Below are 17,208 nucleotides of genomic sequence, written 5' to 3' on the forward strand. Positions count from 1 at the left end.
CTCAGGCGGCGAGCAGGTGGGGGTGCAGGACGATCTCGGTGCCGTCGGGTCGCCAGGTGCGCCATCGGCCGTCGGGTTGTCGTTCCACCCGGAACCCGTGGTGGACTTTGGTGTGGTGGCTCTCGCAGAGCAGCGCCCCGTTGTCGACGGAGGTGGGTCCGTCGTCGAGCACCCATTCGAGCAGGTGGTGGGCGTCGCACCAGTGGGTGGGCGCGGAGCAGCCGGTGAACACGCAGCCCTTGTCGCGGACTTCGAGCGCCTTGCGGATGTGCGGGGGGAAGATCCTCTTGTCGCGACCGATGTCCAGGGGCTGACCGTCGGGGCCGATGACGATGCGGGTGATGTTGCCGTCGCAGGCGAGCCAGCGGGCGCGGCCGGCGGAGATGCGGGCACCGAAGCCGGTCTCGGCGGCGCCGTGGCCGGTGTGCGGGTCGGCGAGGTCGTCGATGCCGATCGTGACCATGACGTGCGGCTTGACGGTGCGCAGGAACGGCAGCTCACCGGCGGCGAGGGTGTTGTCGGCCCATTGCACGAAGGCGTCGCCGAGCTGCTGCGAGCGGTTTCGGATGTCGCCGGCCGGCCGGTTGGCCTGCAGCATCGACTCCAGCACCGCCTGCACCTTCTCCCCGCCGACCGCGTCGAGCTCGAAGCGGCCGGTGACGCTGCCGTCGGGGTGCTGAGCGAGCGTGAGTGACCGCATCTCGGTGGGGTCGGGTTCGGGTCCGTCGGGGTCGAGCCGCTCCAGGTAGTGGTGCACCACCTGGGCCAGCTCGCGGTGCGGGCGGGTGCTCGCCGTGTCGGCCAGCAGGGCGTCGACGGCCGCGTGGTCGACGTCCTGTTCGGTGGCCGCGGCCCGGTGCTCGTCGCGGGCGACCGGGGCGATGACGGCGACCTGCTCGGCGGTGATCCGGCCGGCGGCGAACGCGGCGGCCACGGCGGCCAGGTGCTCCAACGCCCGCCCGGCGCGGACCACCCGGTGCGCGGCGGCCGGCGACAGGCGGGCGTGCCCGCGCAGCCAGGACTGCATCGTCGTCAGCCCGTCGTGCTCCGCGGCCTGGGTGAGCTCCCCCTCCCGCACCGAACGGGCGACCCGCGCGTCCAGCCGGTTCTGCGCGCGCAGCAGCCGACCAGTCCGATCCAGCACCTGCGGCCCGAACATCGACCGGGTGTCCTCGACGGCCAGCCGGTCCAGGGCGGACTCCAGATCCGCGAGGGCATCACCGGAGCCGTTCGAACACATGTACGAAGAATACCGGTCAAGGGCACGCCACGCCACATGAATCCACAGGTCAGCTGGCTGTCCACAGATGCGACCAGACCCTTGACCGGGTGACTGAGCCAGTCAGACAGCCGCGAGCCGACGAGCCGAGGGGTCGCTCAGCCCCCGGCGACGGACGGCAGCACCTGCACCTCGGCGCCGTCCCGGACCTTGGTCGCCAGCCCGCCCTCGAACCGGACGTCGTCCCCGTCGACGTAGACGTTCACGAAACGGCGCACCTGGCCGGTCTCGTCGCGGATCCGCCGAGCGAGCATCGGATGCTCGGCGGCGAGCGCATCGAGGAGATCGGCCAGGGTGTCGCCCGCCGGCTCGAGGTGCACGTGCTTCTCGCCACCGGCCAACGCCGCGAGCACCCCGGGCAGCAACACCTGGACGCTCACGGCAGTGTGGCCGCCTTCACCGTCAGGACGTCGGGCAGGTGGTCGGCGACCAATGTGAAGCTGTCGCCCTCGTCGTTGCTCGCGTAGACGCAGCCGTCGCGGGTGCCGACGTAGATCCCGGTCGGATCGCCGGCGTCGGAGCAGAAGGCGTCGCGCATGACGGCCACCCACGCGTCGTCCGGCAGTCCCTCGCCCAGTTCGGTCCACGTCTCCCCGGCGTCTCGGGTCCGGTGGACGCGCAGCCGGCCGTCCAGCGGGACGCGCTGCATGTCGGCCACCAGCGGGACCACCCACGCCGTGCCCGGGGTGGTGGGCGAGGAGACGATCGGGAAGCCGAAGTCGACGGGCAGCCCGCCGGCGATCGACGACCAGGAGACGCCCGCGTCGTCGGTGCGGAAGACGCCGAAGTGGTTCTGCGCGTACATCCGGTCTGGACCGCTCGCGTCGATCGCCACCTTGTGCACGCACTGCCCGTACTCGGGCAGCGGGTCGGGCCCGAAGACGACGGTGATGCCCCGGTTGCGGGGCTCCCACTTCTCGCCGCCGTCCTCGCTGACGTAGACCCCGCCGGTGCTCATCGCGATCGTGATCCGGTCCGATGCCGGGTCGGGCAGCACGGTGTGCACCGCCCCTCCCCCGCCGCCGGGCTCCCAGGTGGGCCGATGCGGGTGGTCGTGCAGGCCGCGCACCAGGTCGAACGAGCACCCTCCGTCGGTGCTGCGCCAGAGCGAGTGCGGCTCGCACCCGGCCCAGACGACGCCGGGCCGATCGGCGGAATCCGGGCGCAGCTGCCACACGCGGGCCAGGGCGGCGCCGGTGTCCTCGGGGAAGCGGATCGCGCCGTGCTCGCTCTCCTGCCACGTCGTCCCGAGGTCGTCGGACCACATCACCGTCGGCCCCCAGTGGCCGTACTGGATGCCGGCCAGCACGCGCGGGGCGGGCAGTCGCGTGTCGATCGAGACGGCGGCGACCTCCTGCGCCAGCAGGTGCGGGCCGTCCAGCGTCCAGGTGCGCCGGTCGTCGTCACTGCGGGCGAGCCACAGCCCCTTGCGCGTACCGATGGCCAGCAGGTCTGTCATGGCGGTCCCTCCGAGGTCGACGGATCGACGTGAGGGCGACCGTAGGGCCGGCGGCCGACAGGATCGAGACCTCCCGGCGCGGTTCGGCTCGGGGCCGTCGCCTCACGAAGGGGTAGACCGCCCGCGGCCCGAGAACTCAGCGGCGCGTGGCGCCGCCTTCAGGATGATCCGGGTTCACGGTGTCGCCGGGCGCGCGGTGCGGGTGCCGATCGGCGGCGAGGTCCGGGGCGATCTTCTCGGCCTTCGCGCGCAGCTCGTCGGCGGCTGCCTGCTCCTCGCCGGCCTTGGCCGCGCGCTCGCGGGCCTCCTGCTCGGCCAGCGCCGACCGCTCCTCGACCTCGGCGCGCTCGCGCCGTGCACGCGCGGCCTGCTCCTCGGCGAGCGCCTGCTCCCTCTCCGCCCGGGCGCCGCGGACCTGCGCCTCCTGCAGGTGCTCGCGCGCCTGCTCCCGCTGACGGACCTTGTTCACGCGCGAGCGCTTCGACAGCGCGAGCGCCAGCACCAGGATCAGCACGACAGCGACGACGACGATGAGAATGATGACCCAGGTGTCCATGACGAGCCCTCCTCGGATTCCCCGATCTTGTGCCCCGGGGGCGCCGAGCAGAAACGCCCGCGGCTCTCACCGCGGGCGTTCAGCCGGTCACTTCAGCGCACTGCCTGCCTGCCACTGGTCCCACGGGATCGTCCAGTCGTAGATGTCCGACCGCAGATCGCCCGCGGTGGAGTTGCGGATCTCCACGATGTCGCCCGGCTGGGAGAAGTTGAAGAACCAGGCGGCCCGCTCGGTCGACATGTTGATGCAGCCGTGCGACACGTTGGTGTTGCCCTGCTGCGCCACCGACCACGGGGCGGCGTGCACGAACTCGCCGCTGTCGGAGATGCGAACGGCGTACTCCACGGGCGTCCGGTAGCCGCCGGGGCTGTCGACCGGGACACCGTAGGTGCTGGAGTCCATGATCCGCTCGCGGTTCATCTCGGTGACGACGTGCGGCCCGTTGTAGCTCGGGTTGTCCGGGCTGCCGGCGCTGATCGGGTAGGTCTGGACCAGCTGGTCGCCGTCGTAGACCTCCATCACGTGGGTGCCGGCGTCGGCGATGGAGACGTGCTTCGCCCCGATCGAGAAGGACACCGCGCGGTTCTTCTCGCCCCAGATGCCCTCACCGAAGTTGACGCCGTAGAGGTTGGCGTCGAGCGTCACCTGAGTGTTGGCCGGCCAGTACTGCGAGGGCCGGAAGTGGATTTCGGAGTCGCTCCACCAGTTCCAGACGCCGTCGGTCGGCGTGGACGAGGTGACCAGCAGGTGGCTCTCGACGGCGGCCTTGTCGACCACCGGGTCGTCGAAGTACACGCGGATCGGCATGCCGACCCCGACGGTCATGCCGTCGAGCGGGCCGATCGACGGCGTGGAGACCGCTGCCGGGCTGACCGTGGTGAAGGTCGAGGACGCCGTGGCCTCCTCATCGTCAGCGTTCGACGCCGATGCCGTGAGGGTGTAGCTCGTGCCGTAGGCCAGCTGCCCCTCAGGGGTCCAGACGGCGGTGCCCTCCTGCTCGGCGACCTCGGCGACCGTGCCGGTGACCTCGGCGCCGGCCCCGTCGACGACCTTCACGGCCCCCAACTCCCCGTCGGTGACGGCGATCTCGAGCGGCACCACGGGAGAGACGTCGGTCGAGCCGTCTGCCACGGCGAGGGATACCTGCGCCGGGGCCGCGGCCTCCTCGGCAGCACCCCGGGAGCCGCCGGAGTCGTCCCCCGAGCACCCGGCCAGGAACACCAGTGCTCCCGTGGCGATGATTGCGGCTGTCCGTCGCACCTGTCCCCGACTCCCCTCGTGCATCCGCGCACCGTTGACGTGCGCAGAGACCCAGTGTCCACGTCCGGACGACAAACCGGGCGAGTCGAGCGTCACGCCGGGCGGCCGGACCGCGCTGCGACGGCGCTGGTATCGTTCTCCCTCGTTGCCCAGCAGGTCGGGCGACACGCGCCATTAGCTCAATTGGCAGAGCAGCTGACTCTTAATCAGCGGGTTCGGGGTTCGAGTCCCTGATGGCGCACCCACCGTCGGGCCCTGCGGGGCCGTCCGGGTCGTTGACGACGACCGAAAGCCGGCGACCGTCGATGATCGGCTGCCCGGAGAACAGGTCGTTCGGCTGGACGCCATACCGCCTGCACACCAACTCGATTTCATCGGGCTTCCACGTGCCGCCGGAGAGCTTGCGGTAGAGGCCGGCCAAGGAGATATCGAGGGCCAAGGCAAGCCGAAGCTTCTTGTCATCGGTGTGCTCCATGAGCTGTTGCACCGCGGAGCCGATGCGAGTGTCTACGGGTAGCGCCTCTGTGGGCTGCTGACTGGCTGTCATGCACAGCATGATCAAGCTTGCGACAAACTTTTGCAAGAACCTCGCATGTTCGGCTTGTCAACTTCCAACTTTTGGGTAACACTTCTGACATGCCCACACCGCTACGGCGACTCGCCGACAACCTCATCGAGGGCGGTGTCGACCGCTTCGTCACCGACCGCCGGAAGGACGGGAAGTCCTGGCGAGCCATCGCGCTCGACCTCCGAGACACCTCGAACGGCCAGCTCGACATCACGCCGGAAACCGTCCGCGGCTGGTACCGAGAAGCCACCACGGGAGCTGTCGCGTGATCACCCGCCAACAGGTCGCCGATCTCCACGAAGGTGACGTCGTCGAGATCGCAGACGAACGGTGGCCCGACACGTACGTGTGCGGACCCCTGCGCGTCCAGGACTACGTGTACTGCCCCGGCGCTCTCTGCTGCCGAGACATTCCAGTGCGAAGCGCGAGCGGCCAGCCGTATGGGGCGCGGACCGCGTCGCTGACGGTTCTCACGCGTGCACCTCAACCGCTGCCGCCTCCCGTTTCGCCGTCGCCGTCGCCGTCGCCGATCGTGATCCACGTACACGTCAACGGCGTCTCCGCGGAAGCCGCGGCATGACCGGCGCCCTGGCCGTCGCTGGCCTCGCCTGGGTGGCGGTCTCCGTGCCCGTCGCGGTCGTCGTCGGCCGGGCCATGCACCTCGCCGACCAGCGCCAGGCGCGCCCCCCGCTGCGGCCGATCCACAGCCGCCCCTGATCCCCCCGGCGGCGCGATTCCCCCCGCGCCGTCGGGGTCCACAGCGCGACAGCCCGCCCCGTAGCCGCGGGACGGGCTGCCACTTCCGACCGACTACCAGAGGAGTCGATCAGCGTGAACAACCGTAAGGCCCTCACCCGACACACGCGCCGCGCCAACCCGGCCGGCATCCCCGCCGCCGACCTGCTGGCCGAGCACTCCCCCGCACCGGCCCCCGTCGTCGTCCACCTGGAGACCCGGCCGCTGCTGCTGCCCGGCCTCCGCCCCGCCCTCACCGGAGGTGCAGCGTGACCGTCTCCGTCCGGTCCGGCCTGGCCGAGCAGCTCGCCCGCCTCGCCCACTTCGCCGACCTCGACCTGCCCGAGGTCCAGGAGCTGGACGCCGTCGCCTGCTTCCTCATCGGCGACGTCGGCGACGCGACCGCGAAGACGGAGCTGTGGGAACAGCTCAAGGCCGGTGACGCCGCCCGGCTCTGGTACCTGATCTCCGACGACTGGGACGACCGCGACCTGGACGACGCGATCGACACCGACGCGGGACTCACCCGGGAGCAGGAGGAGCAGGCCCGGTACGAGCGCACCCGCAACCGACTGTGCTCCGACATCGAGCGGACCGTCTACCTGGCCCGCTACCGGGCTGCTGAGGCGCGCCGGGGCACCGCCGGCCAGGCCGCTGTCCAGACGCTGCTGAGCGCCCGATGAGTAGCGCCAAGCCCACCGCCCTGGAGGCGCTGACCCGGGCCGCGGCCGAGCACACGCCGACCGATCTCTCCCCCACCGCCGCCCGTCGCCGCCAGGCCCGCATCCCCGAGCACCTGCGCACCGACGACATGCAGGACTACCTCCGCCAGAAAGGCGAGATCCAGTGAAGATCATCAAGCTGACCGCAGAGAACGTGAAGCGGCTCAAGGCAGTCGAGATCACCCCTGACGGAACTGTGCAGGTCATCACCGGCCGCAACGCTCAGGGCAAGACGTCCGTCCTCGACGCGATCTGGCTCGCGCTCGGCGGCGGCGCCGCGTCCCGCGAGACAGCCCAGCCGATCCGCGCCGGCGAGGTCAAGGCGTCGGTCACCCTCGACCTCGGCGACCTGGTCGTCACCCGCACCTGGACCGGCGAGAAGACCGCGCTCACCGTCAAGTCGGCCGACGGCGCGAAGTACTCCTCGCCCCAGAGCGTCCTCGACGCGCTCGTGGGCCGGCTCTCCTTCGACCCACTGGAGTTCACCCGCCTGTCCGGCCGTGAGCAGCTGTCCGCGCTGCTGGAGCTGGTGCAGCTCGACGTCAACCTGGACGACCTGTCAGCTGACCGGCAGCTGCTCTACACCGACCGCACCGAGATCGGCCGCAAGGGCAAGGCGCTGGAGGGCCAGGCCGCCGGCCTGGGCCCGCTCGAGGACGCGCCGGCCGAGGAGGTGTCGGCGTCCGACCTGATCGCCCGGATCCGCGGGGCTCAGCAGCGGGAGCAGGAGCAGGCAGACGACCGGCGCGAGGTCCAGCGGTGGACCGAAGAGGTGGCCGAAGCGCAGCGGCAACTCACCCACGCCCGCATGATGCTGGCCGACGTCCAGGCGTTGGTGTCCACGCACCGTGCGGTCGAGGACGTCGACGCGCTGGAGCGGAACCTGGCGTCGGTCGAGGAGACCAACCGGGCCGTCCGCCGCAACGCCGAGCGGCGCACGGTCGACGAGCGACTGGCAGCGGTCCGCAGCGCTTACGCCGCCGCGACCGAGGCGATCGACGAGATCGACCGCACAAAGGCCGACGCCCTCGCCAAGGCCACGTTCCCCGTGCCCGGGCTCGGCTTCGACGACGCCGGCGTGACCTACAACGACGTGCCGTTCTCCCAGGCGTCTGCCGCCGAGCAGATCCGGGTCTCCCTCGCGATGGCGATGAGCCTCAACCCGACGTTGCGAGTGATCCGCATCCTCGACGGCTCGCTGCTGGACGCCGACAACCTGCGGCTGATCTCGGAGATGGCCGCCGAGCGGGACTACCAGCTGTGGATCGAGCGGGTCGCCGACGGCTCCGGTGTCGGCGTCGTCATCGAGGACGGGGAAGTGGCGGCATGACCGCCACCGCAGTGCTCACCGCGCCGACCGGGCGACTGCTACCCCTCGTCGCGCCCGGGTCGGCGGAGTGGATGCGCCGCATGTCCGCGTCCAAGATCGCCGCCGTCCTCGGCCTCTCCCCCTACGAATCCCGGTTCTCCCTCTGGCACCGCATGGCCGGGCTCATCCCTGGCGAGCCCGAGTCCGACGAGATGCGCCGCGGCCACTACCTGGAGCCGGCCATCGCGCACTGGTTCGCTGACCAGCACCCCGACTGGCGGGTGGAAGGCACCGGCACCTGGGTCGCAGCCGACGACGACCGGTGGGCCGCCTCCCCCGACCGGCTCGTCACCTGCGAGGACGGAGAGGTCCGGCTGCTGGAGTGCAAGACCGAGGGCTCCGACGAACGGTGGGGCGAGGACGGCACCGACGAGATCCCCGTCTACCACCGGGCGCAGGTGCAGTGGCAGATGCTCGTGACGGGCCTCCGCGTCGCCCACGTCGGGCTGCTCACCTCCTACCTGTCGTTCCGGCAGTACGTCGTCCACTGGGACCCGGACGACGTCGCCCGCCTGGTGCCCGCGGCCGAGGAGTTCATGGCCTCCCTACCGGGCGGGAAGACGCCACGCCGCCCGTCGATCGACGGGCACGGCTCCACCTACCAGGCGGTGCGGGAGCTTCACCCCGACATCGACGGCGAGGACTTCGAGGTGCCCCGCCCGCTGGCCGAGAAGTTCTGCGGCGCCGTCCACGCCGTTAAGGCCGCCAAGGAAGCCGACTCCGAGGCGCGCGCCGAGCTGGCCGACGCCATGGGCTCGGCCCGCCGCGCCCTCTTCGACGGTGACGTGCTCGCCACCCGAGTGCCCCGGCAGAGCGGCACCCCCTCCATCACGGCAGCCCGCAAGCTGCCGACCCTCACGACCCCGGAAGCAGCGTGACCCCGAGATGACCCAGACCGTGTCCTCCGCCCTCGCCACCCAGGAGACCTCGGCCTCCGCCATGGTCGAGCAGTACCGCGACGACTTCGCTGCCGTCCTACCGACGCACATCCGCCCCGACACGTGGGTGCGCCTCGCCGTCGGCGCCCTCCGCCGCGACGTCGAGCTGAAGAAGGCCGCCGAGAACGACCCCTACTCGCTGATGGCCGCGCTGCTCCATGCCGCCCGCCTCGGCTTGGAGCCGGGCACCGAGGAGTACTACCTGACCCCGCGCCGGGAGAAGGGACAGCTGAAGGTCCTCGGCATCCCCGGCTACCAGGGCCTCGTCGACCTCATGTACCGCGCCGGCGTCGCCCAGTCCGTCGTCGTCGAGGTGGTCTACGCCGACGACCTGTTCATCTGGACGCCGGGGAAGGTCGACGACCAGACGCCGCCGCGCTGGGCGGGAGCGATGGAGCGGCCATACCACGACATCAACTGGGACGCGGAAGACCGCGGCGCGCTGCGCCTGGCCTACGCGTACGCGGTGATGCGGGGCGGCGCAATCTCGAAGGTCGTCGTCCTGAACAAGGCCGCCATCACCAAGATCAAGCAGTCGTCCCAGGGCTCCGACTCGCCGTACTCGCCGTGGGTGAAGCACGAACCGTCGATGTGGCTCAAGTCCGCGGCCCGGCAGCTGGCCAAGTGGGTCCCGACGTCGCCGGAGCGCGTCGGGGTCGCGCCCGTCAAGGTGGCCTCGGAACGACCGACGCCGTCCGGTGCTCTGCCCGCGCCACCGCCCGGCATCGACGAGTCCGACCCGGTGCCGCACGCCAACCCGGAGACCGGTGAGGTGGTCGACGCCGAGGTCGTCGACGACCCACCGGCCGGGGAGAAGGCCACCACCCGGCAGCTGCAGAAGATCGTGCTCCTCCTCAACGACCACGGCCGCGAGTCCGACGAGCAGCAGCGCGAGTACCTGTCCGAGCGCGTCGGCCGCCGCCTGGCGTCACGGAAGGACCTGTTGCGCACGGAGGCCGCGGTCATCATCGACGCCCTCGAGGAGCTCGCCCCGCCCGCCGGTGGTACCCGGTGAGCGTCGTCCTCCGCTACGCCGCCCGCCTGGACTGGCCGCACCCGGTCACCCCGGACGAGCAGCGCCGGTCCCGCTGGACGTTCAAGGCCAGCCACGCCGACACGATGTCGAAGCTTCGCTACGAGCTGGGTCTGATCGGCGCCGACCAGGCCCTCGTGGAGGCCGCGGTCGACCCGGACCGTGTCCTGCGCGACGGGTCCGGATTCTGGGCGCACGCCGTTCCCCAGCATCCGGGGATCTCCCTGACGGTGCGCGCAGAGACCGGGGTGCGTGTGTTCGCCACCGACGTGTGCGAGACGTGGCAGCACAACCTGCGGTCCATCACCCTCGGCCTGGAGTCGCTGCGGGCGGTGTCCCGGTACGGGATCACGCCGCGCGGTGAGCAGTACGCCGGATTCCTCGCCATCGAGTCCGGTCGCCCTGCTGTCATGAGCACGGAGGACGCGGCCCGGTTCCTGATCGAGTCGGCCGGGCTGACGCGGCAGCTGGACGGGAAGGACATCGGCGCGGTGCTGGAGTCGCCGGAGATGCGCCGAGGCCTGTACCGGAAGGCCGCGTCGTACCTCCACCCCGACCGGGGCGGCGACGCCGCAGCGTTCGCGCGGCTCACCGAGGCCATGACCCTCCTCACCGGGATCGCCCAGTGACCGCCAAGGACACCAACGTCGGGAAGCAGACCGAGCAGCTCGCCGCCCGCTGGCTCCGCGACCACGGCGGATTTCCCCACGCCGAACGCACCGTCCGCACCGGCTACAAGACCGCCAACCGGCAACTCATCGACGCCGGCGACATCGACGGCTGCCCCGGCCTCGTCATCCAGTGCAAGTCCCTCCGCCCGGCCGACCGCGCCGAACGGTCGGTCGCCGGGTGGCTCCTGGAGACCGAGACCCAGCGCCAGGCCGTCGACGCCCACGTCGGTGTCCTCGTCGTCCGACGGTGGGGCACCACCGACGTCGGACGGTGGTGGTGCTTCTTCACCGCCGGCGCGTTCGTTCACCTCACCGGCGGCCGGTCCGAACAGTTCGCCGGCCCCGACGTCGTGCCCCTCCGCCTAGAGGTGCGGCACGCGTTCGCTCTCCTGGCCCTCCGGGGTCTGGGTGACGCAGCATGACCGCGCCAGCCAAGAGCCGGCGGAAGCCCATCCGGCACGGAACCACCGGCGGCTACCGCGCCCACTTCCGGCACGGCGAACCGATGTGCGAGCCATGCCGCGCGGCCGACCGGACCCGGAAGGGCTACCTCGGCCCGCAGCCCGTCGCCTCCTGCGGCACCGTCGGCGGATACCGGCGCCACCTCCGCCACGGCGAGGACGCCTGCCCGCCCTGCCTCACGGCGAACGCGGCCTGGGGCCGGATCTACAAGCGCCGGGCCAGCGACCGCGCCAAGGCGGGTGCCCGATGACTCCGCTGGTCACGCTGGACGGCGACGCCGAACTGACCTTCACCGACGTGTTCTGCGGTGCCGGTGGCAGCAGCATCGGCCTCACCGAGGCCGGGTTCACCCTGCGCCTGGCCGCGAACCACTGGGACCGCGCGATCGAGACCCACTCGGCGAACTTCCGCGACGCCGACCACCTGTGCGCCGACGTCAGCAACTACGACTGGCGGCGCGCGCCCCGGACGGTGTTCGGCTGGTTCTCGCCCGAATGCACCTGGCACTCCCCCGCTGGCGGCCGCAAGAAGACGCGCGCGCAGCTGGACATGTTCGACGACTACGTGCCCGACGAGGCCGGGGTGCGCTCCCGGGCCACCGCGTTCGACGTCATCCGCGCCACCGAGGTGCACCAGTACCGCGCCCTGGTCGTGGAGAACGTCGTCGAGTTCGCCGGGTGGGAGCTGTTCGACTGGTGGCTCGAGGGGCTGCGAAAGGTCGGCAAGGGCTACAACGTGCAGATCGTGTGCGTGAGCTCGGCGCACGTCGGCGACGAGGTGAACCCGCACGCCCCGCAGTGGCGGGACCGGATGTACATCGTCGCCACCCAGAAGGGCATCCCGCTGCCCGACGTCGCGCCGCGTCCCCCGGCTTGGTGCCCAGTGTGCGACGAGGTCGTCGACGCGCGGCAGTCGTGGAAGAAGGTGACCGGCCGGAAGGTCGGCAAGTACGGCGAGCAGTACGTCTACCGGTGCCCCAACCGGTCCTGCCGGCACGCGATCGTCGAGCCCTACGTGCTCCCGGCGTCGGCCGCGATCGACTGGACCGACCTCGGCACCCGGCTGGGCGACAAGCCGGTCAAGACGTTCAAGAACAAGAAGACCGGCGAGGTAACGACCGGACCTCTCGCCCCGGCCACCATGCGCCGCATCCGCGCCGGGCTGGAGATGTTCGCGCAGCCGACTGTGGTGGCCCACCACGGGCAGACGTGGGAGCGGCCAGGGTCGGACTACGTGCGCGCCTGGCCCGCCGAGACGGCGCCGCTCATGGCGCGCACCGCGACCCAGGGCGACGCCGTCGCCACGCCGGGCGCGTTCATCAGCAAGGCGTACACGCCGCGCGGCCAGGAGTCGCAGATGGTGAAGGACCCGACGTCGGAGCCGCTGGGCGCGGTCACCGCCGCCGACCACCACCAGCTGGTCGCGCCGCCGTTCGCGGTGAACCTGCGGCACGGCGCCGACGACCACGGGCGGCAGTACCTGCTCGACGGGCGGCCGCTCTCGCCGGCCACGACGAAGATCGGTGACGGGCTGGTGATGCCGCCCGGCTCGTTCGGGGTGACGCTGCGGAACCACGGGGAGGCATTCCCGGTGGCCGTCGACGCCCTGTCGACGGTCAGCACCTCAAGGCACGACGGCGTGGTGGTGCCGTTCATCGACGTGGCCCGCACGCACAACCGCGCTCGAGGTGTCGACGAGCCGCTGTCCCCGGTGACGACCGGCCGGAACCACGGCGTCGTAGTGCCCGAGGGTGCGTTCATCCAGAAGCACCACGGCGGGCTGGACTACAAGGCGATCGAGCACATGACCAAGAGCGTCGGCGACCCGCTACCAGGCATCGTCGCCCGGCCGAACCTGTCCCTCGTCATCCCGTACCGGCGGGGCTCCAGCGCCCGCCCGGCGGACGCGACGGCGCTGCCGACCGTGTCGACGCGGGAGTCCGCGGGCGTGGCCACCGCCGAGGTGGTCGACCTCGACGACGTCCGGTTCCGCATGCTCAAGCCGCGTGAGCACCTGGCGGCTCAGCGGTTCCCCGGCAGCTACGTGGTGACCGGCAACCAGGGCGAGCAGACGATGCAGGCCGGAAACGCCGTGTCGGCCAACGTCGCCCACTGGCTCGGCCGGCAGATCCTGGCGGTGCTCCGGTGAGCCTCACCGGGATGGCGGCGCGCAACCACCCGGCCCAGGTGGAGCGTCGCGGCCCGGTGGACGAGGTTGACGATCGAGCGACCCCGTTCGACCTATTCACACACCTGGACCGCAAGCACCGCTTCACCGTTGACGTCGCCGCGGCCCCGCACAACACGAAGTGCGCCCGCTACTTCACCCGCGAGGAGGACGGCCTGCACCAGTCGTGGGCTGGCGAGTCGGTGTGGTGCAACCCGCCGTTCTCCGACATCAAGCCGTGGGTGCAGAAGGCGTGGGCTGAGCACCGGACCGCGACCGGGATCGTGATGCTGCTGCCCGCGAACCGGACTGAGCAGCGCTGGTGGAACGTGCTGGTGGAGCCGTTCCGCGATCGCGGGGGGGGGGTCCCTGCGGACGGAGTTTCTGCCTGGCCGGATCCGGTTCATGAAGCCCGGCCGGACACGCGTGGGCCCGAACGAGCGACCGCCTTTCGGCTGCGTGCTCCTGACCTGGACGCCGACCGGATCCGGACGCGAGGTTGCACAGTGACCACTCAGCCGACCGGCCGCACCTCGTCGGCGGGCACCGATGTCACGTACCGGCCCCTCCCCCAGTCGTGCTCGAGCACGTACGACACCGACGCGTACCAGTCGCCGTCCGGCCACCGCACCCAGCCGTCCTGCATCGCAGGCACCCACTCGCCGTCGTGGAGCACCTCCACCGGCCGGGGCTCGTCGAAGCGCCGTATCCGGTCCTCGGTCACCACGTCCACGGTAGGTGCGCGGTGACCGGCCCGTGCCCGTCGGGGAAGACGGAGCACCCGTCGGAGACCGCCGCCCGCCGGGCCGCCACCTCGGTGGGGCAGCGGCGCACCCACGACCGGCCGCGGGTCTACCAGTGCCCCCACTGCCACGGCTGGCACCTGACCAGCTCGCCAAAGGCCCGGCAGCCCGCCGCGCACGGCAACCGGCGGAGAGGCAACGCACCAGCCCCGCCGACGCCTGCGACCCGCACGGAGTTCGAGGCGTGGTTCGCCGCGCACACCCCCAACACCAGCGAGGAGCAGCGATGAGGCGCGCCCTGGCCGCCGCCCACTGGGTCCGCGACCACTGGCTGCACCTCGTCCCCGCCGGCGCCGCCCTCGCCGTCATCACCGGCGCCATCCTCAAGGCCGACGTCGGCACCATCGCCATCACCACCGCCATGGTGATCATGCTCGGCTGGATCTACGGCCTCACCTACACCGTGCAGAACCTCCGCGACGACGTCGACACCGCCACCGACGACTCCGACCAGGCCATCCGCCTCGCCCACGACCTGAAAGAGGACATGACCGCGGTCATCGGCACCGTCAACCAGGTCATCGACCACCTCGACGACACCACCCCCGCCGGCAGGCACTCCCGCCCACACCTCCAGCCCTAAGCCATGCTCACGCTTTCTCACTTCCGCGACTCACAACAGGGGGACCCATTGACCGACCTTCTCGCCGACGTCGACGCCTGGTGCCGCAGCACGCTGCCCCCGCGGCGGCCGACGCACCTGCTCAACGTCCGCCCCACCGACGCCCAGCTCGACACCCATCCCGAGTCGCTCGCCATCGCCGCCTACTTCGCCGGCGCCCGGCACGCCACCGGTGAGCCCCTCGCCGCGTTCCCCCGGCCGCTCACCGCCGCCGAAGCCGAGTGCTGGCGCGACGGGTGGGCCGAACACCAGGAGCTCCCCCTGGCCCTCCCTGAGCCGCAGCACGACCGCAGCGTCGACGTCGACCACCCGATCGGACGGACCGCCTGATGACCGGCCTGCCGTGGGTCCGTCTGGACACCACCTTCTACGAGAACCCGAAGATCCTCGCCCTTCTCGCCGAGCGGGACGGCTACCGGGCCGCCGTCGTCTACGTGTCGGCCCTCGCGTACTCGGGAGGGCACGGCACCGACGGCCAGATCGCTACCTACGTCCTGCCCAGGGTCCACGGCCGGAAGACGGACGCCGACCGACTAGTCCGCCACGGCCTGTTCGAGCCGGCCGTCGACGGCTGGCAGATACACGACTACGACCAGCTGCAGCAGACGTCGGAGACCACCGAGCAGATCCGCGCCGACCGCCGCCGGGCCGCCATCAAGGGCAACTGCGTCCGCCACCACGGCCCCGACTGCGGCTGCTGGAGAGGAGGCCTCAGCAGCGTCCCATGACCCTCGCACCCTGCGTCGCACATGCGATCGCAAACGACTCACACCCGGGAGTCGCACTTGTGGTCCGACGAGACGTGACGTGACTACACGAAGAACTACTCACCCTGACAGGAGATAGATCAACTTGCGTAACGCGCACGCGAGCAGCACCCCCCATCACGTCGGCCAGGTCGAAAAGGCACGCATCGAGATCACCGCCCTCCTCGAACAGTGGGGCGCCCCGTCCGCCCCGGCTCGCGCCGGCGACATCGTCGACGCCATGCAGAACCTCGGCTGGACCCCACCCCGCGACCCCAACGCCGACATCCCGCCGCTGCGCCCCGCCCGCGTCGCCGACGAGGACTCCCCCGGCCGCCGCGAGTTCGCCGAAGCCCGCGCCGCCCTCGCAGCCCGCCAACGCAGAGACCCATGACCCCGCTTTCTCGCAACCGAGAGTCACAACTGCGATACTCACCAGACCCCCCTCTCCCCAGGAGCCCACTCGCATGATCCGCAACCTGCTCGACTTCGGCCGGATGCTGGCCGACGCACTCCTCGAACGACTCACCCGCCGATGACCGCCCTGCTCCGGCCACCCGACTGGACCCGCCAAGCCGCCTGCACCGACCACGACCCCGCCCTCTTCGACGCCGACACCGGACCCAACACCGCCCGAGCCCGCATCATCTGCGCCAGCTGCCCCGTCCGACTCCGCTGCGCCCACGAAGCCCTCGACGACGCCATCGACGGCGGCACCTGGGGCGGCCTCACCACCGCCGACCGCCGCGCCATCGCCCGCGGCGACTACGGCGACCTCGGCACCTACGACAAGCCCGGCGCCGCCCGCCACGGCGACCGCTCCCGCTACAACACCTGCACCGCCGGCCCCGGTGGCAGCAAGTGCGCCGCCTGCCGCGAATCCATGCGTCGCTGGCAGGCCGACCGACGCGGCAGCACCAGCCGCGTCAGCGTCACCGCCACAGCCAAGACCGGATACCGGACTGGCGCAGGCAGCCGACCCGTCCGCCTCGACCCCGCCATGGACACCGACTTCAACCGCGGTGACGACACTGATATCGACGACCGCAAGATCAGCGCATGACCGGGTTCAGCGACGGCCTCCACCAAGGCCTCCACGCCGTCGCCTACGCCCTCGGCTTCCTCCTGCCGGTCCTCATCCTCGCCGCCTGCATCGCCACAGCCTGGGTCCTCTACGGCTGGGCCGAACACCGCATCGCCGTCCGCCGCGTCCACTGCCAGATCCGCCGCACCGGACGACGACCAGGACGCACCTGATGCCCGCACCCCTCGACCCCGACAAGCGCGCCGCCATCCTCGACGACATCCTCGAAGGCAAGACGCGCAACGCCATCGCCCGAGACCACGACGTCGCCCAATCCACCGTCAGCCGCATCGCCGCCCAAGAAGGCATCACCGACGCTTGGGACCGAGCGGACAGCAAACGCGCCACAGAGCTGCGGATGGTGGACGTCAAGGCCCGGCAGTCGGAGCTGGCGCAGCTGCTCGCTGAGGACGTGCACCGGCTGCGTCGGATGCTGTGGGAGCCGTGCACGGTCTACAAGTTCGGCGGGAAGGACAACACGCTGGCGACGCACGACCTCGAGGAGCCGGACTTCGAGGGGAAGCGGAACCTGATGACGACGATCGGCATTGCGGTGGACAAGATCGCGGTGTTGACGCGGGACGACGCGCAGGGCCTGGCCGCGGTCGACTCGTGGCTGCGGTCCCTCGGTGTCGGGGCGACGACGTGAGCAGACCCCCCGTGCATCCGCAGGCTGGCGGCGCCGTCCTGTTCTTGTGCAGTGCGCAGCATCCGCGTCTGTCGCCGGGGAACGTC

The 17,208-nt window shown here is 71.3% G+C and carries 26 protein-coding genes and 1 tRNA gene; 21 read left to right on the forward strand and 6 right to left on the reverse strand.

Features of this window, described 5'->3' with window-relative positions; genetic code table 11:
• Window position 1: 1 nt before the first annotated feature.
• The 5 genes from E4P38_RS01930 to E4P38_RS01950 form a co-directional block, all read right to left on the reverse strand.
• Window positions 2-1,240 carry an HNH endonuclease signature motif containing protein gene (locus E4P38_RS01930; RefSeq protein ID WP_135130007.1) on the reverse strand — a complete coding sequence of 413 codons (1,239 nt, stop codon included), beginning with the start codon at window positions 1,238-1,240 and terminating at the stop codon, window positions 2-4.
• A gap of 137 nt (window positions 1,241-1,377) precedes the next feature.
• Window positions 1,378-1,659 carry a ubiquitin-like small modifier protein 1 gene (locus E4P38_RS01935; RefSeq protein ID WP_135130008.1) on the reverse strand — a complete coding sequence of 94 codons (282 nt, stop codon included), beginning with the start codon at window positions 1,657-1,659 and terminating at the stop codon, window positions 1,378-1,380.
• Window positions 1,656-2,738 carry a sialidase family protein gene (locus E4P38_RS01940; RefSeq protein ID WP_135130009.1) on the reverse strand — a complete coding sequence of 361 codons (1,083 nt, stop codon included), beginning with the start codon at window positions 2,736-2,738 and terminating at the stop codon, window positions 1,656-1,658. Before E4P38_RS01940 ends, E4P38_RS01935 begins: the two co-directional genes overlap by 4 nt.
• 136 nt (window positions 2,739-2,874) lie before the next feature.
• Window positions 2,875-3,294 carry a hypothetical protein gene (locus E4P38_RS01945; protein WP_209308879.1) on the reverse strand — a complete coding sequence of 140 codons (420 nt, stop codon included), beginning with the start codon at window positions 3,292-3,294 and terminating at the stop codon, window positions 2,875-2,877.
• 87 nt (window positions 3,295-3,381) lie between these two features.
• Window positions 3,382-4,554, reverse strand: coding sequence for an Ig-like domain-containing protein (locus E4P38_RS01950; protein ID WP_245160731.1), 1,173 nt, complete (start codon window positions 4,552-4,554; stop codon window positions 3,382-3,384).
• Window positions 4,555-4,722: 168 nt separating this feature from the next.
• Between E4P38_RS01950 and E4P38_RS01955 the strand changes: the two genes are divergently transcribed.
• The 13 genes from E4P38_RS01955 (at window position 4,723) to E4P38_RS02000 (ending at window position 13,200) form a co-directional block, all read left to right on the forward strand.
• Window positions 4,723-4,795, forward strand: a tRNA-Lys gene (locus E4P38_RS01955).
• A 395-nt stretch (window positions 4,796-5,190) separates the two neighbouring features.
• Window positions 5,191-5,391: a hypothetical protein gene (locus E4P38_RS01960; RefSeq protein WP_135130011.1), complete on the forward strand. Its 201-nt coding sequence runs from the start codon at window positions 5,191-5,193 to the stop codon at window positions 5,389-5,391.
• Between the two features lie 307 nt (window positions 5,392-5,698).
• Window positions 5,699-5,839, forward strand: coding sequence for a hypothetical protein (locus tag E4P38_RS22710; protein WP_167760401.1), 141 nt, complete (start codon window positions 5,699-5,701; stop codon window positions 5,837-5,839).
• A 114-nt stretch (window positions 5,840-5,953) separates the two neighbouring features.
• Window positions 5,954-6,130, forward strand: coding sequence for a hypothetical protein (locus E4P38_RS22715; RefSeq protein WP_167760402.1), 177 nt, complete (start codon window positions 5,954-5,956; stop codon window positions 6,128-6,130).
• Window positions 6,127-6,540 carry a hypothetical protein gene (locus E4P38_RS01965; RefSeq protein ID WP_135130012.1) on the forward strand — a complete coding sequence of 138 codons (414 nt, stop codon included), beginning with the start codon at window positions 6,127-6,129 and terminating at the stop codon, window positions 6,538-6,540. The genes E4P38_RS22715 and E4P38_RS01965 overlap by 4 nt, the downstream gene beginning before the upstream one ends.
• The gene (locus tag E4P38_RS22720) at window positions 6,537-6,707 is read left to right on the forward strand and encodes a hypothetical protein (RefSeq protein WP_167760403.1); all 171 of its coding nucleotides are present in this window, start codon (window positions 6,537-6,539) and stop codon (window positions 6,705-6,707) included. Before E4P38_RS01965 ends, E4P38_RS22720 begins: the two co-directional genes overlap by 4 nt.
• Window positions 6,704-7,909 (forward strand): AAA family ATPase, encoded by a 1,206-nt coding sequence (locus E4P38_RS01970; protein ID WP_135130013.1) that lies wholly within the window; start codon window positions 6,704-6,706, stop codon window positions 7,907-7,909. Before E4P38_RS22720 ends, E4P38_RS01970 begins: the two co-directional genes overlap by 4 nt.
• On the forward strand, window positions 7,906-8,826 hold the full coding sequence (locus E4P38_RS01975) for a lambda-exonuclease family protein (protein ID WP_135130014.1): 921 nt from the start codon (window positions 7,906-7,908) through the stop codon (window positions 8,824-8,826). The genes E4P38_RS01970 and E4P38_RS01975 overlap by 4 nt, the downstream gene beginning before the upstream one ends.
• A gap of 7 nt (window positions 8,827-8,833) precedes the next feature.
• On the forward strand, window positions 8,834-9,901 hold the full coding sequence (locus E4P38_RS01980; protein ID WP_135130015.1) for a recombinase RecT: 1,068 nt from the start codon (window positions 8,834-8,836) through the stop codon (window positions 9,899-9,901).
• Entirely contained in the window at window positions 9,898-10,548 is a 651-nt protein-coding gene (locus E4P38_RS01985; protein WP_135130016.1) for a hypothetical protein, read from the forward strand. Before E4P38_RS01980 ends, E4P38_RS01985 begins: the two co-directional genes overlap by 4 nt.
• Window positions 10,545-11,012, forward strand: a complete 468-nt coding sequence (locus E4P38_RS01990) for a hypothetical protein (RefSeq protein WP_135130017.1) — start codon at window positions 10,545-10,547, stop codon at window positions 11,010-11,012. Before E4P38_RS01985 ends, E4P38_RS01990 begins: the two co-directional genes overlap by 4 nt.
• Entirely contained in the window at window positions 11,009-11,302 is a 294-nt protein-coding gene (locus E4P38_RS01995) for a hypothetical protein (protein ID WP_135130018.1), read from the forward strand. Before E4P38_RS01990 ends, E4P38_RS01995 begins: the two co-directional genes overlap by 4 nt.
• Window positions 11,299-13,200, forward strand: coding sequence for a DNA cytosine methyltransferase (locus E4P38_RS02000; RefSeq protein ID WP_135130019.1), 1,902 nt, complete (start codon window positions 11,299-11,301; stop codon window positions 13,198-13,200). Before E4P38_RS01995 ends, E4P38_RS02000 begins: the two co-directional genes overlap by 4 nt.
• Before the next feature lie 532 nt (window positions 13,201-13,732).
• Here the strand turns inward: E4P38_RS02000 and E4P38_RS23345 are convergent.
• Window positions 13,733-13,942: a hypothetical protein gene (locus E4P38_RS23345; RefSeq protein WP_135130020.1), complete on the reverse strand. Its 210-nt coding sequence runs from the start codon at window positions 13,940-13,942 to the stop codon at window positions 13,733-13,735.
• 21 nt (window positions 13,943-13,963) lie between these two features.
• On the opposite strand from E4P38_RS23345, the gene E4P38_RS02015 reads away from it, so the two are divergent.
• The 8 genes from E4P38_RS02015 to E4P38_RS02050 all read left to right on the forward strand — a co-directional run bounded on the left by E4P38_RS02015 (window position 13,964) and on the right by E4P38_RS02050 (window position 17,122).
• Entirely contained in the window at window positions 13,964-14,251 is a 288-nt protein-coding gene (locus E4P38_RS02015) for a hypothetical protein (RefSeq protein ID WP_135130021.1), read from the forward strand.
• Window positions 14,248-14,604 (forward strand): hypothetical protein, encoded by a 357-nt coding sequence (locus E4P38_RS02020; RefSeq protein WP_135130022.1) that lies wholly within the window; start codon window positions 14,248-14,250, stop codon window positions 14,602-14,604. The genes E4P38_RS02015 and E4P38_RS02020 overlap by 4 nt, the downstream gene beginning before the upstream one ends.
• A 48-nt stretch (window positions 14,605-14,652) precedes the next feature.
• A complete protein-coding gene (locus tag E4P38_RS02025) occupies window positions 14,653-14,973 on the forward strand; it encodes a hypothetical protein (RefSeq protein WP_135130023.1) in 321 nt (106 codons plus the stop codon).
• Window positions 14,973-15,371 carry a hypothetical protein gene (locus E4P38_RS02030; RefSeq protein ID WP_135130024.1) on the forward strand — a complete coding sequence of 133 codons (399 nt, stop codon included), beginning with the start codon at window positions 14,973-14,975 and terminating at the stop codon, window positions 15,369-15,371. Before E4P38_RS02025 ends, E4P38_RS02030 begins: the two co-directional genes overlap by 1 nt.
• A 124-nt stretch (window positions 15,372-15,495) precedes the next feature.
• Window positions 15,496-15,783 carry a hypothetical protein gene (locus tag E4P38_RS02035; protein ID WP_135130025.1) on the forward strand — a complete coding sequence of 96 codons (288 nt, stop codon included), beginning with the start codon at window positions 15,496-15,498 and terminating at the stop codon, window positions 15,781-15,783.
• A 141-nt stretch (window positions 15,784-15,924) separates the two neighbouring features.
• Complete coding sequence (locus E4P38_RS02040) at window positions 15,925-16,452, forward strand: WhiB family transcriptional regulator (protein WP_135130026.1); 528 nt, start codon at window positions 15,925-15,927, stop codon at window positions 16,450-16,452.
• On the forward strand, window positions 16,449-16,646 hold the full coding sequence (locus E4P38_RS02045) for a hypothetical protein (protein WP_135130027.1): 198 nt from the start codon (window positions 16,449-16,451) through the stop codon (window positions 16,644-16,646). The genes E4P38_RS02040 and E4P38_RS02045 overlap by 4 nt, the downstream gene beginning before the upstream one ends.
• A complete protein-coding gene (locus tag E4P38_RS02050) occupies window positions 16,646-17,122 on the forward strand; it encodes a hypothetical protein (RefSeq protein WP_135130028.1) in 477 nt (158 codons plus the stop codon). Before E4P38_RS02045 ends, E4P38_RS02050 begins: the two co-directional genes overlap by 1 nt.
• Window positions 17,123-17,208 lie beyond the last annotated feature (86 nt).

The sequence above is a fragment of the Blastococcus sp. CT_GayMR16 genome, assembly GCF_004570875.1.
In the GTDB taxonomy this organism is placed as follows: domain Bacteria; phylum Actinomycetota; class Actinomycetes; order Mycobacteriales; family Geodermatophilaceae; genus Blastococcus_B.